This window comes from Dietzia papillomatosis NBRC 105045 (genome assembly GCF_001570845.1).
Lineage (GTDB): Bacteria > Actinomycetota > Actinomycetes > Mycobacteriales > Mycobacteriaceae > Dietzia > Dietzia cinnamea.
In genome coordinates, this window is the sequence record NZ_BCSL01000013.1 from 53,828 (window position 1) to 79,814 (window position 25,987).

The 25,987-nt window shown below is 71.4% G+C and carries 25 protein-coding genes, 1 tRNA gene and 1 riboswitch; all 26 genes read right to left on the reverse strand.

The genetic code is table 11. From position 1 onward, the window contains the following. Positions 1-16 precede the first annotated feature (16 nt). A complete protein-coding gene (gcvP, locus tag DPA01S_RS06485; RefSeq protein WP_061228826.1) occupies positions 17-2,893 on the reverse strand; it encodes an aminomethyl-transferring glycine dehydrogenase in 2,877 nt (958 codons plus the stop codon). A gap of 177 nt (positions 2,894-3,070) precedes the next feature. Then, positions 3,071-3,167, reverse strand: a riboswitch (glycine riboswitch). A gap of 34 nt (positions 3,168-3,201) precedes the next feature. After that, the gene (locus tag DPA01S_RS06490) at positions 3,202-3,843 is read right to left on the reverse strand and encodes a MerR family transcriptional regulator (protein ID WP_061228827.1); all 642 of its coding nucleotides are present in this window, start codon (positions 3,841-3,843) and stop codon (positions 3,202-3,204) included. A gap of 237 nt (positions 3,844-4,080) precedes the next feature. After that, positions 4,081-4,581 (reverse strand): bifunctional nuclease family protein, encoded by a 501-nt coding sequence (locus DPA01S_RS06495; protein ID WP_061228849.1) that lies wholly within the window; start codon positions 4,579-4,581, stop codon positions 4,081-4,083. A 79-nt stretch (positions 4,582-4,660) separates the two neighbouring features. After that, the gene (ftsR, locus tag DPA01S_RS06500) at positions 4,661-5,398 is read right to left on the reverse strand and encodes a transcriptional regulator FtsR (RefSeq protein WP_061228828.1); all 738 of its coding nucleotides are present in this window, start codon (positions 5,396-5,398) and stop codon (positions 4,661-4,663) included. Then, positions 5,395-5,814 (reverse strand): oxoglutarate dehydrogenase inhibitor Odhl, encoded by a 420-nt coding sequence (gene odhI / locus DPA01S_RS06505; protein WP_174521542.1) that lies wholly within the window; start codon positions 5,812-5,814, stop codon positions 5,395-5,397. The genes ftsR and odhI overlap by 4 nt, the downstream gene beginning before the upstream one ends. A gap of 122 nt (positions 5,815-5,936) precedes the next feature. Next, positions 5,937-6,341 (reverse strand): glycine cleavage system protein GcvH, encoded by a 405-nt coding sequence (gene gcvH, locus DPA01S_RS06510; RefSeq protein ID WP_061228829.1) that lies wholly within the window; start codon positions 6,339-6,341, stop codon positions 5,937-5,939. Positions 6,342-6,388: 47 nt separating this feature from the next. Continuing rightward, positions 6,389-7,153, reverse strand: coding sequence for a CDP-alcohol phosphatidyltransferase family protein (locus DPA01S_RS06515; RefSeq protein WP_007629038.1), 765 nt, complete (start codon positions 7,151-7,153; stop codon positions 6,389-6,391). Continuing rightward, a complete protein-coding gene (secA2, locus tag DPA01S_RS06520; RefSeq protein ID WP_232303043.1) occupies positions 7,150-9,417 on the reverse strand; it encodes an accessory Sec system translocase SecA2 in 2,268 nt (755 codons plus the stop codon). The genes DPA01S_RS06515 and secA2 overlap by 4 nt, the downstream gene beginning before the upstream one ends. A gap of 117 nt (positions 9,418-9,534) precedes the next feature. Beyond that, positions 9,535-10,674: a hypothetical protein gene (locus DPA01S_RS06525; RefSeq protein WP_061228850.1), complete on the reverse strand. Its 1,140-nt coding sequence runs from the start codon at positions 10,672-10,674 to the stop codon at positions 9,535-9,537. 155 nt (positions 10,675-10,829) lie between these two features. Further along, positions 10,830-12,461 (reverse strand): polyamine aminopropyltransferase, encoded by a 1,632-nt coding sequence (locus DPA01S_RS06530; RefSeq protein ID WP_375545252.1) that lies wholly within the window; start codon positions 12,459-12,461, stop codon positions 10,830-10,832. Then, positions 12,454-12,906 (reverse strand): DUF350 domain-containing protein, encoded by a 453-nt coding sequence (locus DPA01S_RS06535; RefSeq protein WP_061228832.1) that lies wholly within the window; start codon positions 12,904-12,906, stop codon positions 12,454-12,456. Before DPA01S_RS06535 ends, DPA01S_RS06530 begins: the two co-directional genes overlap by 8 nt. A 43-nt stretch (positions 12,907-12,949) precedes the next feature. After that, complete coding sequence (locus DPA01S_RS16965; RefSeq protein WP_061228833.1) at positions 12,950-13,369, reverse strand: DUF4247 domain-containing protein; 420 nt, start codon at positions 13,367-13,369, stop codon at positions 12,950-12,952. After that, positions 13,369-13,941 carry a DUF2617 family protein gene (locus DPA01S_RS06545; protein ID WP_061228834.1) on the reverse strand — a complete coding sequence of 191 codons (573 nt, stop codon included), beginning with the start codon at positions 13,939-13,941 and terminating at the stop codon, positions 13,369-13,371. The genes DPA01S_RS16965 and DPA01S_RS06545 overlap by 1 nt, the downstream gene beginning before the upstream one ends. Further along, entirely contained in the window at positions 13,938-14,564 is a 627-nt protein-coding gene (locus DPA01S_RS06550) for a DUF4178 domain-containing protein (protein ID WP_061228835.1), read from the reverse strand. The genes DPA01S_RS06545 and DPA01S_RS06550 overlap by 4 nt, the downstream gene beginning before the upstream one ends. Positions 14,565-14,749: 185 nt before the next feature. Beyond that, positions 14,750-14,823: transfer RNA gene (locus DPA01S_RS06555), tRNA-Pro, on the reverse strand. 73 nt (positions 14,824-14,896) lie between these two features. Further along, positions 14,897-16,363 carry a ribosome biogenesis GTPase Der gene (der, locus tag DPA01S_RS06560; RefSeq protein ID WP_375545295.1) on the reverse strand — a complete coding sequence of 489 codons (1,467 nt, stop codon included), beginning with the start codon at positions 16,361-16,363 and terminating at the stop codon, positions 14,897-14,899. Beyond that, on the reverse strand, positions 16,360-17,112 hold the full coding sequence (gene cmk / locus DPA01S_RS06565) for a (d)CMP kinase (protein WP_109148746.1): 753 nt from the start codon (positions 17,110-17,112) through the stop codon (positions 16,360-16,362). Before cmk ends, der begins: the two co-directional genes overlap by 4 nt. Then, positions 17,109-17,867, reverse strand: coding sequence for a pseudouridine synthase (locus DPA01S_RS06570; protein ID WP_007629048.1), 759 nt, complete (start codon positions 17,865-17,867; stop codon positions 17,109-17,111). Before DPA01S_RS06570 ends, cmk begins: the two co-directional genes overlap by 4 nt. A gap of 7 nt (positions 17,868-17,874) precedes the next feature. Continuing rightward, positions 17,875-18,603 (reverse strand): SMC-Scp complex subunit ScpB, encoded by a 729-nt coding sequence (gene scpB / locus DPA01S_RS06575; RefSeq protein ID WP_061228836.1) that lies wholly within the window; start codon positions 18,601-18,603, stop codon positions 17,875-17,877. Next, complete coding sequence (locus DPA01S_RS06580; RefSeq protein ID WP_131886352.1) at positions 18,594-19,448, reverse strand: segregation and condensation protein A; 855 nt, start codon at positions 19,446-19,448, stop codon at positions 18,594-18,596. Before DPA01S_RS06580 ends, scpB begins: the two co-directional genes overlap by 10 nt. A gap of 7 nt (positions 19,449-19,455) precedes the next feature. Beyond that, positions 19,456-20,331: a ParA family protein gene (locus DPA01S_RS06585; protein WP_007629053.1), complete on the reverse strand. Its 876-nt coding sequence runs from the start codon at positions 20,329-20,331 to the stop codon at positions 19,456-19,458. Positions 20,332-20,423: 92 nt separating this feature from the next. Next, entirely contained in the window at positions 20,424-21,374 is a 951-nt protein-coding gene (locus DPA01S_RS06590) for a tyrosine recombinase (RefSeq protein WP_061228837.1), read from the reverse strand. 17 nt (positions 21,375-21,391) lie between these two features. Then, the gene (locus DPA01S_RS06595; RefSeq protein ID WP_061228838.1) at positions 21,392-21,961 is read right to left on the reverse strand and encodes an NUDIX domain-containing protein; all 570 of its coding nucleotides are present in this window, start codon (positions 21,959-21,961) and stop codon (positions 21,392-21,394) included. A gap of 6 nt (positions 21,962-21,967) precedes the next feature. Then, complete coding sequence (gene pyrG, locus DPA01S_RS06600; RefSeq protein WP_061228839.1) at positions 21,968-23,797, reverse strand: CTP synthase; 1,830 nt, start codon at positions 23,795-23,797, stop codon at positions 21,968-21,970. 64 nt (positions 23,798-23,861) lie between these two features. Beyond that, the gene (locus DPA01S_RS06605) at positions 23,862-24,779 is read right to left on the reverse strand and encodes a copper transporter (RefSeq protein WP_061228855.1); all 918 of its coding nucleotides are present in this window, start codon (positions 24,777-24,779) and stop codon (positions 23,862-23,864) included. A 5-nt stretch (positions 24,780-24,784) separates the two neighbouring features. Continuing rightward, positions 24,785-25,957 (reverse strand): putative cytokinetic ring protein SteA, encoded by a 1,173-nt coding sequence (gene steA / locus DPA01S_RS06610; protein WP_061228854.1) that lies wholly within the window; start codon positions 25,955-25,957, stop codon positions 24,785-24,787. Positions 25,958-25,987 lie beyond the last annotated feature (30 nt).

Below are 25,987 nucleotides of genomic sequence, written 5' to 3' on the forward strand. Positions count from 1 at the left end.
CGGCCGCGGCCGCCGCTCAGTCCTGCGCGAACGCCTCGAGGGGCGGGCAGGAGCAGACGAGGTTCCGGTCTCCGTGCGCGCCGTCGATCCGGCGGACGGCGGGCCAGACCTTCGGCCGCCAGGCCGAACCGAGGGGATAGCCGGCGACACTGCGCGGGTACGCGTGGTCCCACTCGTCGGTGGAGACGCTCTCGGCCGTGTGGGGCGCACCGCGCAGCGGGTTGTCCTCCACGGTCCACTCGCCGGCGGCGACGCGGTCGATCTCCGCGCGGATGGCCGCCATCGCCTCGCAGAACGCGTCGAGCTCGGCCAGGTCCTCGCTCTCCGTCGGCTCCACCATCAGGGTGTTGGGCACCGGGAAGCTCATGGTGGGCGCGTGGAACCCGTAGTCGGCAAGCCTCTTGGCGACGTCGTCGATCGAGATGCCGACCGAGTCGATGAGCGGGCGCAGGTCGAGGATGCACTCGTGCGCGACCCAGCCCCCCTCGCCGGAGTACAGGACCGGGAATTGCTCGCCGATGCGTCGGGCCAGGTAGTTGGCGCTCGCTATCGCGGTCAGCGTGGCCGTGCGCAGGCCGTCTGCGCCCATCATCCGGATGTAGGCCCAGGTGATCGGCAAGATCGACGCGGAGCCGAAGGCCGCCGCCGAGACCGCGCCGCCCGAGCCCAGCCCGGACTCGTGCGGATGGCCGGGGAGGAACTCGCGCAGGTGCTCGGCTACAGCCACCGGACCGACGCCCGGTCCGCCGCCACCGTGCGGGATGCAAAAGGTCTTGTGCAGGTTCAGGTGGCTCACGTCGCCGCCGAACCGGCCCGGACGCGCGACGCCCACGAGCGCGTTGAGGTTCGCGCCGTCGATGTAGACCTGGCCGCCCGCGTCGTGGACGATCGCGCAGATGTCCTCGATGTCGTGCTCGTACACGCCGTGGGTCGACGGGTAGGTGATCATGATCGCCGCCAGCTCGGAACCGTGCTTGTCGACCTTCGCCCGCAGGTCGTCGACGTCCACGTCGCCGTTCTCGCGGCAGGCCACCACGACCACCTTCATGCCGGCCATCACGGCCGACGCCGCGTTCGTCCCGTGCGCCGAGGACGGGATGAGGCAGACCGTCCGGTCGTCGTCGCCGCGGGAGCGGTGGTACTCGCGGATGGCCAGCAGGCCCGCGTACTCGCCCTGGCTGCCGGCGTTGGGCTGGAGGCTGACGGCGGCGTAACCGGTGATGTCGACCAGCCACTGCTCGACGTCTCCGATCAGCTCGCGGATCCCGGCGGTCTGCTCGGCCGGAGCGAAGGGGTGGAGCCGGTTGAACTCCGGCCACGTGATCGGTTCCATCTCGGTGGTGGCGTTGAGCTTCATGGTGCACGAACCGAGCGGGATCATGGTCCGGTCCAGCGCCATGTCCTTATCGGACAGCGCCCTGAGGTACCGCAGCATGGCCGTCTCGGTGCGGTAGCGGACGAACGCCTCGTGCTGCAGGAACTCGCTCGTGCGGTCACCGTGGGTCGGGTCGACCGTGATCTCGGTGCGGGCGGCGTCGGCACCGAACGCGTCGAGGACGATCCCCACGTGCTCGGCGGTGGTGGCCTCGTCACACGAGACGGACACCGTGTCGTCGTCGACCTTCCACAGGTTCACGCCGCGCGCGGCGGCAGCGCCGAGCACCTCGTCGGCGCGGCCCGGCACGCGGGCGCGGACGGTGTCGAAGAACGCGTCGTGCAGCACCTCCACCCCGGCGGCGCGGAGTCCGTCGGCGAGCGCGGCGGCATGGGCGTGGACGCGCCGGGCGATGGCCGTGAGGCCCTCCGCGCCGTGGTAGGAGGCGTACATCGCCGCGAGGACGGCCAGCAGGACCTGCGCGGTACAGATGTTGGACGTGGCCTTCTCGCGACGGATGTGCTGCTCCCGCGTCTGCAGGGCCAGTCGGTAGGCGACGCGCCCGTCCTCGTCCGTCGAGACACCGACCAGCCGGCCGGGGAGATTGCGTGCGTGCGCGGAGCGACACGCCAGGAACCCGGCGTGGGGCCCGCCGAAACCCATGGGGACGCCGAACCGCTGCGTGGTGCCGAAGCACGCGTCCGCGCCCTTCTCCCCCGCCGGCGTGTGGACCGTCGCGGCCAGCAGGTCGACGCCCGCGGCGACCATGACGCCGCGCTCGTGGCACTTCTCGATGAGGGGCGCCACGTCGGCGACGCGGCCGGAGGCACCGGGGGTCTGGACCAGGGCCCCGAAGAACTCGCCGTCCGGGAGCCCGTCGTCGACGAGGTTCGCCGTGACCAGTTCGATGCCGAGGGGCTCGGCGCGGGTGGCGAGGATCGCCGCGGTCTGGGGGAAGATGTCGGCGTCGACGGCGAAGCGGGGGCTCTTGGACGAGCGGTTGGCCCGTCGCAGCATCGTCATGGCCTCGGCCGCGGCGGTCCCCTCGTCGAGCATGGAGGCGTTGGCCATGTCCATGCCGGTCAGGTCCGAGACCATCGTCTGGAAGTTCAGCAGCGCCTCGAGACGGCCCTGGCTGATCTCCGGCTGGTACGGGGTGTAGCCGGTGTACCAGGCCGGGCTCTCGATGATGTTGCGAATCAGCACCGGCGGCGTGAGGGTGTCGTAGTAGCCCTGCCCGATCATGGACACCGCGACGGTGTTGCGGTCGGCCAGCGCCCGCAGCGCCGCGAGGGTGTCGGCTTCCGACAGCGGCTCCGGGAGCGCGTTGATGCCTGCCGCCCGTCCGTCCGAGCCGACCTCGTCGAGGATGACCGAGGGGACGGCGCGCTCGGCGAGCTCGTCCAGGGAGCCGACGCCGATGGTGTCCAGGATCCGCGCGAGTCCGTCGGCATCGGGGCCCAGATGGCGGGCGACGAACTCGCCTCCGGTCCGGGCAGTGTGGGGGGTCGTCGTCACAGGTGCTCCTCAGGTGGCGGGGCCGCCCGGACAGGCGGCCTGCGGGCCGGTGCTCCCTCTCCGCTCTGTCCCCTGCCGGACGGGTGCCGGCGCCTGAGAGATTCGCGGGACCCTCACGACGGACCCCCGCTTTCCCCGTGGGCGGGTGGTCTGTTCCACCGCTCTCCAGAGGCGTTCGACGACCGCACGGTCCGGGTGCCTGAGAGATTCTCGGAGAGGAGTTGCTCCTTCGGCGCCCGCGGCCATGGCCGCGGAGCTCTCCCGTGGGACGCGTGAACGCACCGCCGAGTCTAGACGACGACGGCCGACTAGCCGGTACGGCGTGAGGCGCGGGCCCGGCGGCGAGCGGCGAGCTCGTCCTCCACGGGCGCGACGATGTCGTCCTCGGTCACCGTCTCCGCGGGGAACTCGGAGATCGAGCCGGCGAGCTCACGCATCGCGCCGCCGATCCCGATGCCGAACACCCCCTGGCCGCCCTGGAGCAGGTCGAAGACCTCCTCCTTGGACGTGCACTCGAATACGGTCCGGCCGTCGGAGAACAGGGTGATGGTGGCCAGGTCCTCCACACCCCGCGACCTGATCTGATCGACGGCCTTGCGGATGTTCTGCAGGGAGATCCCGGTGTCCAGCAGCTGCTTGACGATCTTGAGGACCAGGATGTCCTTGAACGAGTAGAGGCGCTGGCTGCCCGATCCGGCGGCGTTCCGGATCGACGGCACGACGAGGTCGGTGCGTGCCCAGTAGTCGAGCTGACGGTAGGTGATACCGGCGATCTGGCACGCGATGGGCACCCGGTACCCGCTGGTGCCGTCCGGGATCCCGTCGTCGGGGAACAGTCCGGGCTGCACCTCGTCGAAGGACGCCTGCGTCCCCTCGACGGCGTCACCGAAGAGGCTCGGCGTGTTCGGTACGGCGTCGGACGGCTCCGAGACCCGGGTGTGGTCGGCCACGATTGCTCCCTCAAGCTGCGGGTGCCGCCTCGTTCGGGGCGGCACGGTACCGGGACGAGACCCGGATCCTGGACGCGTGAACACCATCGGTGTAGTTCACTGGGGGCAACGCTATGCCCGCCGCGGTCCACTATCAATAGGACACGCGGTAAACCTCAACCTCAAGTTGAACTTTAGGCTCATTCGTCACCTGCGAGTTGGTGCAGCAGTGACTGGAGGGACCGCCGAATCCGCTGCTCAGGAGGTGGATCCGCCGGGATTCTCGGCCGGCCCGCCGCCTCCGAGGAAGTCGTCCGGGCTCACCTGGTCCAGGAACTCACGGAAGGCCTCGACCTCTTCCTCGCCCTGCTCGACGAGCGAGATGCCGACCTCGTCGAGCACCTCGGGACTGACCAGGACGGGCGAGGCCGTGCGGAGCGCGACAGCGACCGCGTCGGACGGGCGCGCCGACACACGGGTGTTCGCGAACACCAGTTCCGCGAAGAACGTCCCCTCCGACACCCCGATGATCTCGACCTTCTCCAGAGGGTGGGAGAACGTCTCGAGAAGCGTGGCCAGCAGGTCGTGGGTCAACGGCCTGCTCGGCTGGACCCCCTGCTGCTGGAGACTGATCGCCGCGGCCTCGGACGCGCCGATCCAGATCGGCACGTACCGCCCACCGTCCTTCTCGTGCAGGATCAGTACGGGCGCGTACTCCGGCTCCTCGAAACGGATACCGACGACGTCGACCTCTCGCATGTTCTTCCCCATGTTCTCCGCCTCTCCCACGTCACCAGCGTAGCCCTGATCCGGTTCGGCGCGAGCGGACGCGGGGCCCTCAGGGCTCCAGTGCGTGCCTCACGGCCACGGTCACCAGGGTCGAGTGCAACGACACCGACAGTGCGGCGATCTCCCGCGCCAGCTCGGCGGCCCGGTCCCGGGCGTCCGCGTCGCCCTGGCGGGCTACCGGGCCGGCGATCTGGGTGATCAGCCCGGTCTGACGATCGGCCGCGGTCCTGAAGCTCCGCAGGTGGCGTACGTCCACCCCGTGGGTGGCGAGATCGTGCGCGGTGCGGGCGATGAGGACCGCCTCGGGATCATAGAACCCACCGGGCCCCGCGGCGATCAGGCCGGCGTCGACGAGAGCGTCCACGAGCCCGGCGTCGACGCCGGACTGTTCGATGACGTTCTCCCGGGTGAGACGCTTGACGGTGTCGCTGCGGAAATCGTCCGGCGTCGACCCGGGCACGCCGTCTGCGCCGGGCCGCGGCCGGAGCGCCGTGGTCGACCCGTCGGCGATCGCCGCGTCGAGGGCGTCGAGCTCCTGGCGGATCACCTTCAACGGCAGGTACCTGTCGCGCTGGGCGGTCAGGACGTACCGCAGGCGCTCCCGATCCTCGACGCTGAAGCGCCGGTAACCGCTCGCCGTGCGCTCAGGGGTGACCAGCCCCTCGTTCTCGAGGAACCGGACCTTCGACACCGTGAGGTCCGGGAACTCCGGACTCAGAAGTGCGATGACACCTCCGATGGAGAGGAACTCCTCCTCTTTCGGGGCGCCCTGTCCGGCGGCTGTCACTGCCCGGGCGTACCCGTCAGGAACACCAGGCGGAACTTGCCGATCTGGACCTCGTCACCATTGGACAGCGACGCGGAGTCGACGGGCTCACGGTTGACATAGGTGCCGTTGAGCGAGCCCACGTCGACGACGGTGAAGGTCTCGCCCTCACTGCGGAACTCCGCATGCCGACGGCTCACGGTCACGTCATCGAGGAAGATGTCGCTGTCCGGATGACGACCGGCGGAGGTGGTGCTCTGGTCGAGAAGGAACCGCGAACCCGCGTTGGGGCCGCGCTTGACGACGAGCAGGGCCTGCCCCTCGGGGAGACCCTCGACACCCGTCACCGCGGAATCGGACTGCGCCGACTGCTGATCGGACTCGTTGAGGAGTTCGGCACGGAACACGGAGGTGGTCTCGGCGGTCGCCTCGGGCATGTTCTTGTTCTCGGTCACGTTGGTCTCTCCTCGTCCGAGCCCGTCAGCGGGCTCACCGTACGGTGCAGTTGATTCTATGTCGGAGTCGTCGCCCGCGGGGTCCGGGGGCGTCGGCGATCCGCTCAGCTCTCCGTGATCTTCGCGTACCCGTCGGAGTCCAGCGTCTGCTCGAGCTGGGCCTCAAGGTCCTCGATATCGGCGATCTCGAGAACGACGATCCATCCCTCCCCGTACGGGTCGGAGTTGACCAGCTCGGGGGACGTCTCGAGCGCGGTGTTCACCTCGACGACCTTGCCGCTGAGCGGCGCGTACAGGTCGGAGACGCTCTTGGGTGACTCGACCTCGCCGAACGGCTCACCCGACTCCGTCTCGCCCCCGACGTCGGGCAGCTGGACGAACACGATGTCGCCGAGCTTCGACTGCGCGTACTCGGTGATGCCGATACGCACCCGCGTGTCCGACACCCGTTCCACCCACTCGTGCTCATCGGTGTACCGGAGCTGGTCGGGGATGTTCTGATCGCTCACTGACGCGCCCTTCTCGAGTGGCTCACTACGAATTCCATCTGGCGACATTACACACCGTCGCGCCCGCCCACAGCAGCCGATCGAGCCCGGCGGAGGGGAACCGCGCGGACGATGTTCAGTGCCTGCCACAGGTAGATGCCACCGCTCCAGACGTACAGACCGACACCCCAGTAGAGGCATGCCTCGCCGATGATCTGGAACCCCTCGCCGCCGGGCGCGTCCGCGTAGCCGGCCAGCAGCAAGGGGAACGACCAGAACAGCGCGAACGTCGCCGCCTTGCCGAGGTACGTGACCTCCGGGTCGAGGCCGCGCCGGCGGTAGACCGGCAGGGTGGTCACCAGCAGCAGGTCGCGGGCGACGAGCACGACGACGATCCACGCGGGGATGAAACCCGCCAGCGCGAACGTGACCGGAACCGCCGCCACGAGGATCCGGTCGGCGATGGGGTCGAGCCGCTCCCCCCACGTCGAGCGCATGTTCCACAGTCGCGCGATCTTGCCGTCCAGCCAGTCCGAGACGACCAGGACGCCGAGGAGCCACAGCGCCAGCATCGCGTCGTCCCACACGAGGATGCTGACGATCAGCACGGGGATGAGGGCGATCCGACCCAGCGAGATCGCGTTGGGCAGGGTCCAGAAGCGGTCGCTGACCCGCGGGTCGCGCGATGGGCTCTCGGGCCCCAGGCCGGGCGGGACCGCCGCGGACAGATGCCCGCCCCGCGGTGGCGGGATGCGGGCGCCCAGAACCCGAGCCTCGCCGGTTCGCCACTCCCTCAGGTCGGTCTCGCGCCCTCCCTCGCGTGCCGCACTCATCGGAACGTCGACATCATCCCGGAGAAGACGCTACCGCCGGCAGCCATCGGGTTGTCGTGCACCATGTACGTCCAGGTCGACGTGGGGCGCGCCATGGAATTGGCCTCCAGATCGACTCCGTCGGCAGTGAACTCGATCTCCGCGAACGTGGCCTCCGACTCGCGGACCGCGTCTGCCGCGAGATCGCGGAAGTGGTCGATCGCGATGCGGTGGAATTCGTCGAGGGGGTTCTCCCGGCCGAGGGCGCGGAGGTGGATCGACTCGCGGACGTCGGTCATCGTCTCCAGGTGACGAGCCCAGCCACGGTCGAGGTGCCACAGCATGATCTCGCGGCACCCCCGGACCACCGCGTCGCGTCCGTGTGCCTCCACCAGCCGCGCACTCCGCTCGGGATCATGCGCGGTGAGCTCCTCGAACGCCTTCTCCGTGCGGAGCAGAGCGCTCCTGCGCTCGGCGAGGATCTCGCGCTGCTCGGCGAGGAGCCGACTGTACCGCCAGGTGTTGGCGTGGATCTCCAGCATCTGCCCCTCGGTGACCCGCTGCGCGTGGTCGACGGCGTCCCGCCCCCGATTGCCCTTGAGCAGCCCGGTGATCCTGTCGTGGGCGGTGGGGATCTTCTCCGGCTCGAGCGCCGACGTCACCACCGGATCGTCCATCGCTGCGAAGAAGACAGAACTGCCCGGATCGCCCTGACGCCCGGCCCGGCCCCGCAGTTGGTTGTCCAGCCGCTCGGTGCGGTGCCGGCCCGTGCCCACGACGTGGAGTCCGCCGAGCGCGACGACCTCGTCGCGCCGGGCCTCGTCGGATCCGCCGAGCCGGATGTCCGTCCCGCGGCCGGCCATCTGCGTGGAGACGGTGACGTGCCCGACGTCGCCGGCCTCCGCGATGATGGACGCCTCCTCCTCGTCGTTCTTGGCGTTGAGAACCGAGCACCGGACGCCCTTTTCCGCGAGCCGGGCTGCCAACGCCTCGGACTCGGCCACGTCGTGGGTGCCGACCAGCACCGGCTGCCCGGTGGCGTGGACGGCGGCGATGTGCTCGACCAGCGCGCGGTTCTTGCTGTCGTTGTCGATGTAGGTGCGGTCGGCTTCGTCGACACGGATGTTGGGCGTGTTCGGCTCGATCTGGGACACCCCGAGGGAGTAGAACTCGCGCAGCTGCGCACCTGCGGCCAGCGCGGTGCCGGTCATGCCGCACACCTTGTCATATCGGCCGATGAACGCCTGGACCGTGAGGCTGTCGAGGATCTGTCCCGCCTCGGAGACCGCGACGCCCTCCTTGGCCTCCACCGCGGCCTGGAGCCCGTCCGGCCATCGCTGGAGTTCGGCCACGCGTCCACGGGAGGCGTTGACGAGCTGGACCCGGCCCTCGCGGACGATGTAGTCGACGTCCCTGCGCAACAGGAAGCACGCGTGCAGGGCGACGTTGACCTGGACCAGGGTCGTGCCGACGTGGTCGGCGTCGTAGAGGTCCTCGATCCCGAGTTCGGTTTCGATGGCCTCCGCCCCGTCGTCGGTGAGGAAGATGTTGCGACGCTCTGAATCCGTCTCGTAGTGGCGGCCGGGTCGTAGCTTCCGCACCGCCGCCAGGACCTCCCCCGTCGGCGCCTCACCGGACGTGGATCCCGCGAGCACCAGGGGAACCAACGCCTCGTCGACCAGGACGGAGTCCGCCTCGTCCACGAGGGCGACGTCGGTGGTCGGCGAGATGAGGTCGGCGGGATCGGTCACGAGTTGCTCGCGCAGGACGTCGAACCCGATCTCGGACACCGAACCGTAGGTGATGTCGCAGGCGTAGGCCGCGCGGCGCTCGTCACGCGTCGACGACTCCGTGACGTGGCCGACCGACAGGCCCAGCAGCTCGAGCATCGGTCCCATCCACCGGGCGTCGCGGGCCGCGAGGTAGTCGTTGACCGAGATGACGTGGACGGTGTGTCCCTGCAGTGCGTACCCGGCCGCCGCCACGGCGCCGGACAGCGTCTTGCCCTCGCCCGTGGCCATCTCCACGACGTCGCCGGCGAACATCCGGAGAGCGCCCTGGAGCTGTACGTCGAACGGGCGTAGGCCGACGGCCCGGCCGGCCGCCTCCCTCGCCAGGGCGAGGAACCGCGCGAGATCCTCCGGCGCATCACCGAAGAGGCGCAGGCCGTGGGCGGCGTCCGCGAACTCGCCGTCGTCGAGTCCCGCCGCCCAGTCGTCCAACCCGTGCGAGGCCTCGACCGCGCTCTGGGCGCGCGACGTGTCGCGTCCCTGGGTGGAGCCCATCAGCTTCCAGAAGCGGTTGGCCAGTCCCACGCGTGGAGTCCTTCCCGGTCACGAACAGTTGCCCCCACCGTACGCAGGGCCCGGCACCGTCGGGGCCGCGGCCCGCCGGTCGCCGCATCAGCGATCGGGGTCGATCTGCCCCCGTAGTCGGCGCATGGCCTCGGTCGAGAGCATCCGGTCCCCCGCGCGCGCCGCGAGGTGCTCGGCCGCGAGGTCGGCGGGCGTCGGGCGGTGGGCTGCGGTCGGGGGCCGGACGCCGTTGTCGCGGGCGATTCCGGCGAGCCTCTCCGCCTCGGCCACCGCGGTCTCGGCGCGGGTCTCCACCGACTCGACGAGCTCACGGAACGCGACCGCGCGATCGACCACCTCGGCCCACACTCCGTCGATGGAGGCGCCGAGTCCGGTCAGCGTGGTGAAGCCGTCGCGAGCCGGAGGCACACCCGCCGAGGCGGAGGCCTCGCGCAGTCGGCACAGATCACCCGCGAGTCCCACGACCTCGGTCTCGGCGTCGAACTGCAGGCGGATCTCCTCCACCGCGCGTCCGCCCCGGCCGTACGCCCGTTGTAGCCGGTCGTAGAGCCCGCCCACCTCCATCAACATCGCGGTGTACATCTCCGGGATCCGGCGACGGTCCGCGCGGATCCGTGGCAGCGACGGTAGCGACGCGACTGCGTTCTGCACGCGCTGCGGCAGCACCACCCGGCCCATCTCGCGCTGGCCGTAGGCCGCGGCGACCGTGCCCAGTTCGCCGAGCGTTCGGGGCACCAGGGGCACCGGCGCCATGGTCGGCGTCGAGGCCAGCGCGTCGAAGAGCCGCCCGCGGTCATCGGTGTCCAGATGCACGCCGCGGCGGCGGTCGGCGCGGATGTCCTTGACCCGGAACGCCCACACCCCGGTCCCCCGGGTGAAGCCCGTGCGCATCACCAGGTATCTGCGGTCGAGGTCGGCCAGGCGGGTGCGGAGGGCCATCCGCAGCATCGACGGCGCGGGGCTGTCGATCGTCCTCCTCAGATCGTGCCGTTGCTCCTCGATGATGCGCACCTGGTGGAAACCACCGACCGTGGGGAACGGGAGGTTGCGGTGGAGCCGGGCCAGCACCACATCGCAGATCCGCGGTTCGACGAGGCCGCAGGCGACGAGCAACGCCGACCGGTCGGACAGCTCGGCGACCGGTGGTCGGCCCTCGCCCCGGCACATGAGGTCGACATCGGACACGATCCGGTCCCGTGCGGTCCGTGGCCCGCGCTCATCCGCCATGTGCCCCTCCTCGCCCGTGTCCACTCTGTCGGCCCGCCTTCATCGGGGTACAACGGTCGGGCCGCGCCCCGTGTTCCCCCGCGGGCCACGCCCCGTGTTCCCCCGCGGGCCGCGCACCGTGTTCCCCCGCGGGCCGCGCACCGGCGCCGCGTCGGTCACCGTTCATAGCCCAGCCGGGCGTCGTCGAGGATCCGTGGCCGGTCGAGTGTGGAGGGCTCGAGCCGCATCGGCGCCACGTCGCGCCCGAAGCGGCCGGCGGCCTCGAGGGTTCCGGGGTCGAGGAACCTCAGTCCACCGACGTCGGGGCGTAGCCGGAGATCCGGGGCGTCACCGTCGGCCGAGGCCAGGACGAAGCCCCAGTCCCCGAACGTCGGGACATGGACGTGATACGGGGTCGTCCCCCACCCGGCCGAGCCCACCGTGGCCACCGTCCTCCAGAACTGCCGCGGCGTGGAGAACGGGCTCCCCGACTGGACGACCATCAGACCGTTCTCGCCGGTCACCCCGCGTACGAGGCCGTAGAACTCCTCGGAGTACAGGCGGGACAGGGCGGCGTTGCGCGGGTCGGGCAGATCCACGAGCACCGCCCCGAAACCGCCCGGCGGCACCGCCCTGTCGCCGCCCCGGCGCAGCCACGCGAAGGCGTCGTCCACCACGACCTCCACCCGCGGGTCGTCGAGAGACCCCCGGTTGTCCGGGAGCAGTTCGGTGCGGGCGATATCCAGAACGGCCGGGTCGAGCTCCACCTGGACCACCCGCCGGACCCCGGGCACGGCCAGGAGGTCCCGGGCCGCCAGACCGTCGCCGCCCCCGAGCACCAGGACGTCGCCGGGCCGGTTCGCCACGGCGGGCTGGACCAACGCCTCGGTGTACCGGTACTCGTCGAGGCTCGAGTACTGGAGGGTGCCGTCGAGGTACAGTCGGCGGTCGGTACGCCCGTTGTAACGCGCCCTGGTGACGACGATCTCCTGGTACGCGGACTGGGTGTGGGAGAGCACCGGGTCCGGGTAGAGCTTGGCCCTCGACCACTCGGTGACGCCGTCGAGAGCGACGACCAGCGTGCCCAGCAGGGCCGCGACCAGTGTCAGCGACAGCGCCGCGACGACGGTCTGCGCCCGGGACAGCAGGCCCCGTAACGCGAGCGTGAGCAACACCGCCGCGGCGGCGACGTTGACCAACCCCGTGATGGCGGCGGCCTGCTGCATCCCTAACGACGGCACGAGCAGGAACGGCCACAGCAGTCCCCCGACGAGCGCGCCCAGGTAGTCGGCGGCGTTGAGATCGGCCAGCACCCGACCGGCTTCGGCCGACCCGGTCCGCCGACCGGTCTGCAGCAGGGACATGAGCAGCGGGACCTCTGCGCCCACCAGCATCCCGATCGCGGCGGTGGCCACCACGAGCGTGACCATAGATGCCGCGTCCGACCCGAGGGTCGTGAACGTCACGTAGAGGGCTGTCGCCGATACTCCTCCGACGAGCCCCAGCGTCGCCTCGACGCCGATGAAACTCGACGCCGGGCGGTCGACGAACGGCTTGGCCAGCAGCGCGCCGAGACCGAGGGCCGCGACGTACCCGGCCACCACGAGACTCGTGGCGACGATCCCGCCGCCCTGGACGGTGGTCGCGAGCGTGAGGAGAGCGAGTTCGTAGATCAGCCCGCAGGCGGCGCACGCGGCGACGGAGGCCAGGACGATCGGGCGCCACCAGCGGCCCGCACGCGGCGCGGGACGTCCGGCGGGCTCGGCCCCGGTCCGCACGGGGTCCGCCGTGCGGACCTCGTCAGGCAATGGCGGCCGCGTTGACGGCGGCGACGGCGAGCAGCGTGGCGGCGACGGCGAGCACGGTGGTGCTGAACCGTGGGGCGCTGACGAGGTCGCGGAATCGACCGGGGACCAGCAGTTCCAGGATCACCAGCGTGACGGCCTGGAAGATCACCCCGAGCAGGCCGTAGACGGCGACGTCGATCAGCCCCAGCACGAGAGAGTCCGACGCGTTCGTCATCACCGTGACGACGATGATCGCGAGGGAGATCGCCGAGGCCGCGAACAGCGCGGCCGCGTTGGGACGGTGGTCGACGAACACGTGGTGTCGCAGGCTTCCGGGCGTGAGCAGATCGAGCATGACGAACCCGAGCGTGAGGACCAGGGCGCCGACGCCGAAGTAGGCCAGCGACACCCCGATCCCGTCCAACAGTTCGGGTACGTGGTCGGCGGGTCCGGCGGCGAATGTCACCGTGTCTCCTCGGGTTTCGGGTAGTGAGAGGGCGTCTCGCGGGTCACTTCGCGCCGACCCCGCCGGAGCTTCCTCCGGCGGACCGGGCGGGGCTGCCGGGTCCGAAGGCTCCACCGAGGAAGATGAATCCCCCGGAGCGGAGCGTGCGGGAGTTCTCATCGAGCTGGACGCGACACGGGAGATCGCCGGACCGGCCGACGACGATCATGTCGTCCCCGTACCTCAGGTACCGGGTGTCCTCGTTCAGCTGGTCGGCGTCCGGCCGCTCGTGGTCGCGGATGTCCCTCGCCGTGGCGTCGCGGTCGCCCCGACACTCGTAGGTCTGGGAGGCGCCCGCCACCGGGGAGTAGTTCTCCCGGACGTAGTGCACCGCGTTCTGACCGGTCCCCACGAGGACGAGTCCCAGCAGGACCGCGCACAGTCCGGCGGCCAGCGCGATGATCCAGCCGCGGTACGCCTTCACTAAGCCACCTCCGCCGGCGCGCCGAGCCCGGCGACCCGGAGTCGGGACGAGGTGGCGACGACGTCGCCACCTCCGCGCCCGGCGGGGTCGTCCGCCGGGTAGAGATGCCAGGTGTCCCACGACCAGCCCGCGTCGTCGGGAGTCGGGGCCACCACCGTGAGCGCCCCCTCTGCACCGGGGAACCGTCCCGCGAGAACGGCGGGATCGGCCGCGGCGAGCGCGGTCAGACGATTTACCAGCTCCACGAAGGGACCAGCGGGCAGGGTCTCGGTGGCCCCGCGAAGGTGGTGGGCGCCCCACGGGCCGGGGCAGGACACCTCGGCCGGCAACGGTGCACCCCCGGCGGCCGTCGCCCGGCAGGACACCTCCTCGGTCATCGCGTCGCGACCGTCGATCACGAGCGTCACCGCGTGCGACGCACCGAGGATGGACAGGCGTAGAGCGATGTCGTGCGTCGGGTGCGCCAGAACGGTCGAGACGAGGGCGTCCCGCTCGGGTGTGACGCCGATCCGGTAGCCGAGTGCCGCGGCCGCCACGTCACTCGGCTCCGCGACGAGATCGTGCACGGTCACCGCCTGTAGTCCGGGTCGCCGGCCGCGGGCGGCGCCGGGTAGACCGTCAGCTCGCCCCGGGACACCGGGCGGCCGGATGAGACCTCCCAGCCGGCGCCGTCCCAGTTCTCGAACGACAGCAGCGAGCTACCGTCCCCCGTGCGCATGTCCTGATACCGCATCCGTCCGCGCTCGGGCAGACCTGTGGTCCCCTCGCACGAGTACTCCGCCTCGCCCGACTCCTCGAGACGGTGCACACGATCGTCGACGATCACCTCGGACCCGGGGCTGACGCCGAGGCCCTTGCGGGTGGTCCACCAGGTCAGCTCCAGGGTCCCCTCGTCCTCCTCCACACCGAGCCACTGCGCACCGTCCCCGCCCTCGAGCAGGTGCTCCCACCAGACGTACGGGCCCTGGCGCAGGGTGATCGATCCACGCACCACGTAGTCGACACCGCCGTAGGCGACGATCGCACCGGGGCCGAGCTCACGCGGTCCGAATCCGTGAATCGGCTGGTCGGCGGCCAGCGGGTCGCGGCGGGGCGCGGCCGTGGCAGGCCTCGTCCCGCCCCGGGCCTTGACGATGATCCCGATGATCGCGACCACCGCGACCACCAACCCCACTATGACGAGTAGCTCTCCCACCGCGCATCCACTCCCGGATCGATGATCGACGGTCGACCCGGGCCGCCGCTTCGTGACCAGGAAAGGCTAACCCACCCGGCTCCGTGCGAGGCGCCCGGTTCACGCGAGGCGAGTCCATCTCCCCGAAATGGACTCAGGGCCGGCTCCCCGCTCGGGAAACCGACCCTGATCTCGTCCACTCTGTGTCGGGCTGACAGGATTTGAACCTGCGACCCCTTGACCCCCAGTCAAGTGCGCTACCAAGCTGCGCCACAGCCCGTCACCGTCTCCGCGGCTCGCGCGGCGACTGGATCAGACTAGCGCACCCCCTCGCCCGGACCGAAATCGCCTGGTCACTTGCGCTGTCGACGCTCCTTGACGCGGACGTTGACCCGCACCGGGGAGCCGTCGAAACCGAACGTCTCACGCAGACGACGCTCGAGGAACCGGCGGTACCCGGCCTCGAGGAAGCCCGTGGAGAAGAACACGAACGTCGGCGGCCGGGTGGTGGCCTGCGTGCAGAACCGGATGCGGGGCAGACGCCCGCCGCGCATGGGCGGCGGCGTCGCCGCGACGACCTCGTTCATCCAGGTGTTGAGCGGCCCGGTGGGGATCCGCTTGTCCCACGAGTCGAGCGCGGTCTCCATCGCCGGCACCAGCTTCGCCAGCGCACGGCCCGTCTTGGCGGAGATGTTGACACGGTGCGCCCAGGAGAGGACCCGTGACAGCTCGCGGTCGATCTCCTTGTCCAGGTCGTAGCGGCGGTCCTCGTCGACGAGATCCCACTTGTTGAACGCGATCACCAGCGCGCGCCCGGCGTCGGCGACCATGGAGATCACCCGCAGGTCCTGCTCGGTGATGGGCTCGGAGGCGTCGAGGAGCAGCACCACGACCTCGGCGGCCTCGATCGCACCGCGGGTGCGCAGCGAGGCGTAGTACTCGTGCCCGTAGGCCTGGTTGACCTTGCGCCGCAGCCCGGCCGTGTCGACGAACCGCCACGTGCGGCCCCCGAGCTCGACCAGCGAGTCGACGGGGTCGACCGTGGTGCCGGCGACGTTGTCGACCACGGCGCGGTCCTCGCCCGTGAGCTTGTTGAGCAGGCTCGACTTGCCCACGTTGGGCTTGCCCACCAGGGCCACCCGGCGCGGCACGTCGGCCGCCTCGCGCATCCTCGCCTTGGAGGGCAGCTGCCTCAGGATCTCGTCGAGCAGGTCGGCGGTGCCGCGCCCGTGTGCCGCGGAGATGGCATAAGGCTGGTCGAGCCCGAGCCCCCAGAACTCGGCGGCCTCGAGCTCGGCCTTATCGCTGTCGACCTTGTTGACGGCGAGGATCACCGGGGTCTCGGCGCGGCGCAGACTCCTGGCCACCGTCTCGTCGGCCGCGGTGATCCCCACGGTGCCGTCACAGACCAGCACGATGAGGTCGGCGGTCCCCATGGCGATCTCGGCCTGCTGGGCGATCGAGCGGTGCATGCCCTTGGCGTCCTGCTCCCAGCCGCCGGTGTCCTGGACCATGAAGGTCCGGCCGTTCCACAGCGCCTCGTAGGAGACGCGGTCGCGCGTGACCCCCGGGACGTCCTCGACCACGGCCTCGCGGCGGCCGATGATCCGGTTGACCAGCGTGGACTTGCCGACGTTGGGGCGGCCGACGATCGCGACGGTGGGGAGGATCTCCACGCCCTCGGTCACCGCCCCGATCTCGTCGGCGAACTCCGCGGCGACCGCGTCCCAGTCGGTGTCGTCGTTCCAGGCGTCCTCGACGGTCTCCTCGCCGGGGCCGGTCGGCAGGTCGAAGTCGGTGGTGTCCTCGTTGCTCGTCACTGTGCGTTCCCTTCTGCGGTGGCGCCGTGCGACGCGTGGGTGCCCTCGGCGAGCGCGACCAGCCGGTCGAGCACCTCGTCGAGGGTGAGGTCGGAGGTGTCGATGACGACCGCGTCGGCGGCCGGCCGCAGGGGGCTCGCGGCGCGCGTGGAGTCCTTGCGGTCGCGCTCGATGACGGCGGCGAGCACCTCGTCGTAGTCGGCCGCGCGTCCGGCGGCCAGGTCCTGGTCGGTACGGCGGCGCGCGCGGACCTCCGGGCTGGCGGTGAGATAGATCTTCACCTCGGCGTCCGGCAGGACGACGGTCCCGATGTCCCGGCCCTCGAGGACGACCGTGCCGCCGTCGGACGCCAGGCGCCGTTGGAGCCGGACGAGGTTCTCGCGCACCTCGGGCACGGCGGAGACCGCGGAGACGTCCGCGGTGACGCGTGCGGTGCGGATCTCCTCGCTCACGTCCTCGCCGCCGAGCAGGACGCACTCGGCGCCGGCGTCGGTGCCGATCTCCAGGGGTAGATCCGCGGTCGCGGCGATGACGGCGGCGGAGTCCTCGGGGTCGATCCCGGCGCGCAGGACCTGCAGGGTGGCGACCCGGTACATGGCGCCGGTGTCGAGGTAGGCGCCGCCGAGCCGGCGCGCCAGCGTCCGGGCGAGCGTGGACTTACCGGTACCGGCCGGCCCGTCGATGGCGATACGGCGACGCGGCGCGGGCGCGGGCCCCGTCGCGGAGGCGGAGGCGGGGACGGCGCTCACAGGCCCACCGCCTCGTAGAGGTCGGAGACCTCTCTGCGGTTGAGCTTGCGGAAGGTGCCCGCGCGCTGGTCGCCGAGCGCGACCGAGCCGAAGCGGGTCCGCACGAGTGACTCGACCGGGTGGCCGACCTCGGCGAGCAGCCGACGGACGATGTGCTTGCGCCCCTCGTGGAGCACGACCTTGACCAGCGACCGCCCGTCGTGGACGTCGAGGAGCGAGAACTGGTCGACCTTCGCCGGACCGTCCTCGAGCTCGACGCCCTCGCGCAGCTGCTTGCCGATGCCCTTGCCGACCACGCCGGTGACGGTCGCCATGTACGTCTTGGACACCTCATATGACGGGTGCATGAGGCGGTGCGCCAGCTCGCCGTCGTTGGTCACCAGGAGCAGGCCCTCGGTGTCGGCGTCGAGGCGGCCGACATGGAACAGCCGCTGTCCCGCGTCGATGCGGTCGGCCACGAGGTCGCCCACGCAGGGCCGACCCATCTCATCGGACATGGTCGTGTGGTACCCGCGGGGCTTGTTGAGCGCGAGGTGCACGAGGGTGTCGTCGAGCACGATGCGGGTGCCGTCGACGCGGATCACGGCGGTGGCGGGATCCACCTTGACGCCCATCTCGCGCACGATCTTCCCGTCGACCTCCACCCGCCCACGGGCGATGAGGTCCTCGGAGGCCCGGCGGGAGGCGACCCCGGCCTGCGCCAGGATCTTCTGCAGGCGGACCGGTGCGCCGTCTCGGCCAGCGGATTCAGTCATGGGTGAGTCACATCTCTTCGTCGTCGTCTCGGGGGGTGGGTTCGGGCGCCGCCGCGCGGCGCCGCCCCAGGGGGATCCGCGGATCCTCCGCGGGGTCGTCGCTCATCTCGTCGACCAGGTCGACATCCGGTAGCAGCGGGGCGATGTCCGGCAGCTCGTCGAGCGACGCGAGCCCCAATCTTTCCAGAAATAGTTCCGTCGTCCTATACAGCATGCCCCCGGTGTCGGCGTCGGTGCCGCATTCGACCGCCAGTCCGCGCGCCACGAGGGTCCGCATGACGCCGTCGACGTTGACGCCGCGGACCGCCGCGATGCGGGAGCGGGTCACCGGCTGGCGGTAGGCGATCACCGCGAGCGTCTCCAACGCGGCGCGGGTCAGCCGCGAGCTCGTCCCGTCCGTGAGGAGCCGCTCGACGTACGGCGCCAGCTCGCGACGCGTGTAGAGGCGCCAGCCGTCACCGGTGCGTCTCAGGTCGATCCCACTGCCCGCCGCGGTGAGCTCCTCGCGCCACGCCTGCAACTCCGCCTCGACCTCCGTGACCGTGGACCCGGCAGCCGCCGCCAGCGCGTTCTCCGCCGTCGGCTGGTCCACCACGAGCAACAGGGCCTCGAGCCGCGCCCGCAGGGGCGGGACGTCCGTTCCGGGGCCACCGGGCTCGTCGTCGTCGCCGTCCGGTCCCACCGCGCCCACCCGACCCACGTCGCCGGGAGCGCCCACGTCACCACTCACGTCCACTCGTCCCTCCCCCTCGTCACCTCGTCGGCCTCGCCGCCGGTCCAGCTCACCGACAACTCCCCCAGCGCCTCGTCCTGGGAGAGCGCGACCGCGCGCGCCCGGTACAACTCCAACAAGGCGAGGAACCTGGCGACGACGACGAGGGAGTCGTCACAACCCGAGATCAGTTCGCGGAAATCCACCCACCGGCCCTCGCCGTGGAACCGCAGCAGCTCGAGGACGCGGGCAGCCTGCTCGGGGACCGAGACCACGGGAGCGTGGACGTGCCCCACCCCCACCTCCTCCACCGGCCGCGGCCGGAACGCCACCGCGGCGATGGTGGCGAACTGCTCCGGATCCACCCCGAGCTCGACCTCGGGCAGCAGTCCGAGGAACTCCTCGTCCGGCCCGGCGGTCCGGGGATACGAGTGCCGCGCGGTCCGGTCGAGCTCGGCGAACAGCTCCGCCACCCGTCTGAACGCCCGGAACTGCAGCAACCGCGCGAACAGCAGGTCGCGGGCCTGCAGCAGCGCCAGGTCCTCGGGGTCCTGCACCTCACCCGACGGCACCAGCCGCGCGGTCTTGAGGTCCAACAGCGTCGCCGCCACCACGAGGAACTCGGTGACCTCCTCCAGCCCCGCCTCCTCGCCCAGCCGGCGCGTGTGGGCGATGAACTCGTCGGTCACGGCGTGGAGCGCGACCTCGGTGACGTCCAGCCTGCGCGAGTCGATGAGCCCCAGCAGCAGGTCGAACGGGCCCGTGAAGTTCGTGAGGTGAACGGTGAACGCCCGCGGGTCGCCGGCCTCCGGGGCGGTGATGTCCCCGGCGCCTTCCCTCTCAGGGGACCGCGCCCCCGCCCCGGTCACCGCGCGCTCACCTGCCGCGTTGGATGACCTCGCGCGCCAGGGCACGGTAGGCCTGGGCACCCGCGGACCTCGGGGCCCACGTGGTGATCGGTTCCCCGGCGACGGTGGTCTCCGGGAAGCGGACCGTGCGGGTCACGAGCGTGTCGAAGACCTTGTCGCCGAACACCTCGACCACCCGGCCCAGGACGTCGCGGGCGTGGACCGTGCGCCGGTCGAACATCGTGATGAGGATGCCGGTCAGGTGCAGCCGCGGGTTGATCCGGTCGCGGACCTTGTCGATCGTGTCCGTCAGCAGCGCGAGCCCGCGCAGGGAGAAGTACTCGCACTCCATGGGGATGAGCACCCCGTCCGAGCAGGCCAGCGCGTTGACCGTGAGCAGGCCCAGCGACGGCTGGCAGTCGATCAGCACGTAGTCGTAGCGGTCGAGAACCGGGTACAGCGCCCGGCCCAGGGCCTGCTCGCGCCCCACCTCGTTGACCAGCTGGATCTCCGCGGCCGACAGGTCGATGTTCGCGGGGATGAGGTCCACGCCCTCGACGCGCGTCCGGACCAGGACCTCCTCGGTGGACACGGAGTTGTCCACGAGCAGGTTGTAGACGGTCAGGTCGAGCTGGTGGTGCGGGATGCCCAGACCGGCCGACAGCGCGCCCTGCGGGTCGAGGTCCACCACGAGCACGCGACGCCCGTACTCGGCCAACGCGGCGGCGAGGTTGATGGTGCTGGTGGTCTTCCCGACGCCGCCCTTCTGGTTGCACATCGACACCACCACGGCGGGCCCGTGCGAGGTCAGGGGCTCGGGCTCGGGGATCGCGGAGAAGCCCTCACCGGCGGCGGGGTCGTCCGCGCCCAGCAGCTCCGCGCGCGAGAACAACGCGGGATCCATCGCCCCAGTGTCCTGCGCCACCCGCGTCTCCTCTCGTCACCGTCTCACCCGGACCCGCCTGTCTCGCGGCCCGCGCCGTACCCACGGTCACGTTACCGTGCGCGGGGGTGGCACTCGGCCCAGACCTCGCGGAGCGTGTCGACCGTGACGAGGGTGTACACCTGCGTGGTGGTGACCGAGGCGTGTCCCAGCAGCTCCTGCACCACACGGATGTCCGCTCCGCCGTCGAGCAGGTGGGTGGCGAACGAGTGCCGGAACGAGTGCGGGGACACCTCCTGCGTCACGCCCGCGCGTGCCGCGGCCGCCGAGACCACGTTCCACAGGGTCTGCCGCGAGACCCGGCCGCCGCGCGTGTTGAGGAACAACGCGGGTCCACCTCGCTTCGCCAGCGCGGGCCGGGCGCGCGTGAGGTAGGCGCCCACCGCCTCGCACGCCGGGCGGCCCACGGGGACGAGTCGCTCCTTGCCGCCCTTGCCGCGCAGGATCACCGTCCCGCCGTCGGGGTGGTCCAGGCCGTCGAGGTCGTCGACGTCCAGGCCGATCAGCTCGGCGGCCCGGGCCCCGGTCGCGTAGAGCAGTTCGAGCATCGCCCGGTCCCGCAGTCGCGCCGGGTCGGTGTCGACGCCCGTGTCGCCCGCCGCCTCGATCACGGCGATCATCCGATCGACGGGCAGCGCCTTGGGCAGCCGGCGCGGCGGGCGGGGCGGGGTGACCGCCGCCGCGACGTCGGTGTCGGTCACTCCGTCGTGGGTGGCGAACCGGTGCAAGCCGCGGACCGCCGCGAGGGTCCGCGCGACCGAGCTCGGGGCCAGCGGGGGGCGGCCCTCGTCCGGGTCACCGGTGGCCAGCCGGGCGCGGAAGTCCTCGACGTGCGCCTCCGTGACGGCGGTGAGGTCGTCGACGCCCACCGCGGCGAGGTGGCGGCGGTACCTGTCCAGGTCGCGACGGTAGGCGGCGAGGGTGTGGGCCGACGCGCCCTTCTCGACGGCGAGGTGGTCCAGGTACTCACGGATCCGAGCGGTCGCCCCGCCCCCGGAGGTCATCGACGATGCCCGCCGCGTCAGGGCCGGTCGATCACCGCGCGGGCCGCGAGGATGCCGGCCACCGCGATGCCGTTGACGATCCGTCCGTCGAGGACGGAGTCGACGGCCTCCGCGAACGGGATGCTCGCGACCTCCATGTCCGCCTCCTCGTGTTCGGCCTCAGGGCGCCCGACCTCGCGCAGACCCGTGGCCAGGTACACGTGCACGCGCTCGGTGCAGAACCCCGGCGAGGGGATCATCTCGATGACCGGCCGCCAGTGCTCGGCCTCGAGCCCGGTCTCCTCGACGAGCTCGCGGCGCGCGGTCCCCAGGGGGTCCTCACCCTCGACGTCGCACAGGCCGGCGGGAAGCTCCCAGAGTCGCTCCCCCACCGCGTGACGGTACTGCCGCACCAGCGTGATGCGCTGCTCGTCGTCCAGCGCCACCACCGCGACCGCGTCGTCGTGGCCGCAGACCTCCCGCTCGGCGGTGCCCCCGCCCGGCATGGTCAGGGTGTCGACACGGAGGCGCACCACCCGACCGTCGAAGATCTCCCGGCTGGAGACGGTCCGGTAGTCGTGGGACCCGGGGGCACCGCTGTCGGTCATCTGCGCTCAGTTCCCGTCCGCGGAGGCGCCGGCGGCCGACTCGGAGTCGACCTCGTCGGCGCGGACCGTCGAGGTCTTGGCGTCCGGGGCGTCGACGACGCCGGCGGAGTTCTCCCCCGCCTGACCGGAGCGCCACGGCTCGACAGGCAGCCGCATCTCGTTCTCGTAGTCCAGGGCCGCCTTGATGAAGGCCACGAACAGCGGGTGCGGCCGGGTCGGACGCGACTTGTACTCCGGGTGCGCCTGGGTGGCCACGAAGAACGGATGCTGCTCGCGCGGGTACTCGACGAACTCCACCAGGTGGCCGTCCGGGGAGGTGCCGGAGAACTGCAGACCGGACTCGGCGATCGTGTCGCGGTAGGCGTTGTTGACCTCGTAGCGGTGCCGGTGGCGCTCGGTGATCTCGGTGGTCCCGTACGCCTCGGCGACGATCGACCCCTTGGCGAGGACGGCCGGGTAGGACCCCAGGCGCATCGTCCCGCCGAGGTCGGCGTTGCCGGCGACCGCGTCGACCTGGTCGGCCATGGTCGAGATCACCGGGTGCGCGCCGTCGGGCTCGAACTCGCTGGAGGAGGCGCCCTCGAGGCCGACCGAGCGGGCCGCCTCGATGACCGAGCACTGCAGTCCGAGGCACAGCCCGAGCAGCGGGATCTTGTTCTTGCGCGACCAGGAGATCGCCCCGAGCTTGCCCTCGATGCCGCGGATGCCGAAGCCACCCGGGATGAGCATGCCGTCGACGCCGTGCAGCGCCTCGCGCGCGCCGGCCTCGGTCGTGCAGGCGTCCGACTCGACCCACCGGATGTTGACCCGCGCGTGGTGGGCGAAGCCGCCCGCCCGCAGGGCCTCGGTCACGGACAGGTAGGCGTCGGGCAGGTCGATGTACTTGCCGACGAGGGCGATCTCGACCTCCTCGCGCGGCTCGTGCACGCGCGTGAGCAGGTCGCCCCACACGGTCCAGTCGACGTCACGGAACGGCAGGTTGAGGCGGCGGATGACGTGGGTGTCGAGGTGCTCGTTGAACAGCACCTTGGGGATGTCGTAGATGCTCGGCGCGTCCGGCGTGGACACGACGCCCTCGAGGTCGACGTCGCACATGAGCGCGATCTTGGCCTTGAGGCCGTCCGGCACGTTCCGGTCCGAGCGCAGGATCAGCCCGTCGGGCACGATGCCGATCGACCGCAGCGCGGCGACGGAGTGCTGGGTCGGCTTGGTCTTGAGCTCGCCCGAGGGCGCCAGGTACGGCACGAGGGAGACGTGGAGGAAGAAGATGTTCTCCCGGCCGACCTCGTGGCGGACCTGTCGGCAGGCCTCGAGGAAGGGCTGCGACTCGATGTCTCCGACGGTGCCACCGACCTCGGTGATCACCACGTCGGGACGGCGACCCTGATCATCAGGGTCCCCCATCGCGATGATGCGTTCCTTGATGGCGTCGGTGATGTGCGGGATCACCTGGACGGTGTCGCCGAGGTACTCGCCGCGCCGCTCCTTGGCGATGACCGCCGAGTAGACCTGGCCGGTGGTGACGTTGGCCTTGGCGTTGAGGTCGCGGTCGAGGAACCGCTCGTAGTGGCCGAGGTCGAGATCGGCCTCCGCGCCGTCCTCGGTGACGAACACCTCACCGTGCTGGAAGGGGTTCATCGTGCCCGGGTCGACGTTGATGTACGGGTCGAGCTTCTGCATGGTGACGCGGAGTCCGCGGGCGGTGAGCAGCTGCCCGAGGCTCGAGGCGGTCAGCCCCTTGCCCAGCGACGACGCCACGCCGCCGGTGACGAAGATGTGCTTGGTCGCGGACCGCGATGCGGCTCGATTCAGTGCCAAGGGGACTCCCGTGTCCATACGCCGGAATGGATGAATGCTGGTGCGGCTCCGGTGCACCCCACGGGGCTTCAGGCTATCACCGCTACGGCGTCGGGGGGAGCGGCGGCGCCGCGGCCGACGCATCCGGCGCGAGACCGTAGTGACCCTGCTCACGGGCGAGTTGTTCGGCCAGCGCTAACGCCGTCGCCAGCCGGCCGGCGTCCGTTCCCGCGTCGTCGACGGTCGAGACGTCCTCCTCGCCGGAGGATCGCAGCACGCCCACCGCGTCGTGGCCGGCGCCCTCTCCGAGGCGGGCGGAGACCACGGTTCCCGCGCCTTCACGGTCGAGCGTCCGGGCCAGGGCGGCCACGCGGACGGCGGTCGACTCCTGCTCCTGCGGGCCGGTGACGACGAGCGCCAGCTGACCGGGCCGGAGAGTGCCGGGTTCGAAGTCGATGACGTCCGCGTCCGCGAGGGTGGTGAGCACGGTCGCCCGGTCCTCGTCCCCCAGATGCGGCTCGGCGTCCTCGGCGCGCAGCAGCCCCGCGCGGCCGAGCGCGGTGCCGAGCTGGGTGCCCAGGTCGGCGTCGGCGGCCGGGGCGGTGCCGATCGGCAGGTTGGCCACGAGTGCCTGCAGCTCCGAGTCGGCGGCCGGGTCCACGGCCTTGTCGGTGAGGGTCACGCGGCCGGCGTCGATGCCGCCCGCCGCGGCGATGACGTCACCCGCCGCCGTGACGTCCTCCTCGGCCGCACCGGGTGCCACGACGATGAGGACCGGCCGACCGTCGAGCCGACCGTCCAGGACGGCCGGCGTCAGGTCCGCCGCCAGGCCGTCCAGCCGGTCGACCGCCCTGCGCTCGGCGGCGAGGTCGTCCTGCGCCGCCTCGAGCCGCGCCGCCGTGGTCTCCTCGCGGTCGACGACCGCGTCCCGGATCGACGTCGCGACGGACGTGGACCCGAGGACGACCCCCACCGCGAGGGCGAGGAAAACGGCCACCAACGTCAGGACATGGCGGCGCATCGAGATCAACGGACGAGCCCCTGGACCCACAGCGCGAAGGAGTTCCAGGTCTCGATGGCCCAGAGCAGGAGGTCCTGGGCGGCGTCGCGGGCCACCACGACGGCGGCGACAGCGACCAGGGCGGCGAGCACGATCAGCGCGAGGCCGATCCCCGAACCGCGGGAGCGGTAGAGGGTGGCGCAGGCGTGGGCGTGCACGAGTCGCGAGGAGACGGTCGTGTCGACCATGGTCGACGACGGCGCGGAGGCCGGGCGGAAAACGTTCTCCAGGCCCCGGTCGTCCCCGGTGACCACGATCATCTCCGCCCCGCCGTGGTAGGCCAGCAGGAGCGCCATGTCCCGCGCCGTCGCGGCGGCCGGGAACGTCGTGGCGCCGACCCCGAGCTCGGTGATCTTCTCCAGCCCCTCGGCCCGGCCGTCACGATCCGCCGGCACGACGAGGACGGCGCCGTCGGTGAGGACCTCGTCGGAGACCTCGGTGGGGGTGGCGACGACGACGTCGGCCGCCAACCGGGCCGAGCGCAGCAGCTCGGCGCCCCCGTCGACGCCCACGAGGAGCGGGCGGTACTCCCGGATGAACGGCTTGAGCTCGGCCAGCTGGGCACGCGAGGACGCGTCGCCCGTGACCACCACGACGTGACGGTCGGTGAACTCGACATCGATCTCGGGCAGCCCCTCGCCGTCGAGCAGGAGTGGATGCTCGAGGCTGAGGAACTCGGTCGCGTTGGCCAGGTGCGCCAGCGCCGACTCGACGTAGTTCTTCTCCGCGCGGTCGACCTCGGCGAGCAGGGTCGCGGAGTCGACCTCGCGGCCACCGGCGAGTTCGTCCTCGGACTTGACGGAGTAGATGACCCCGTCGTCGATGCGGACCCGGGTCCCGTCGGTGACATCGGCCAGGTCGGCGTCCTCGATGACGGGCACCGTCGAGGCGGCCAGGGTGCGGAAGGCCGCCCGGGGCAGCATCTCCTCACCCGCGGCGGGGACGTGCACCACGGCCGCCACCTCCGCCTCGACGAGTGCGTGGGCCGTCTCCGCCGTGGTGCGGTTGAGGTCGAGGACGGCGACGTCCTTGGCGCCGAGCCTCCTCGGTACCGGAGTCCCCGGCTCGATCCGGCGCACGGTGCCCACGACACCGGCGAGGTCCTGGGAGCGACGATTGAGCAGACCCGACATCTTCATGCGCACGAGTATCACGCGTGTGATTCGAGT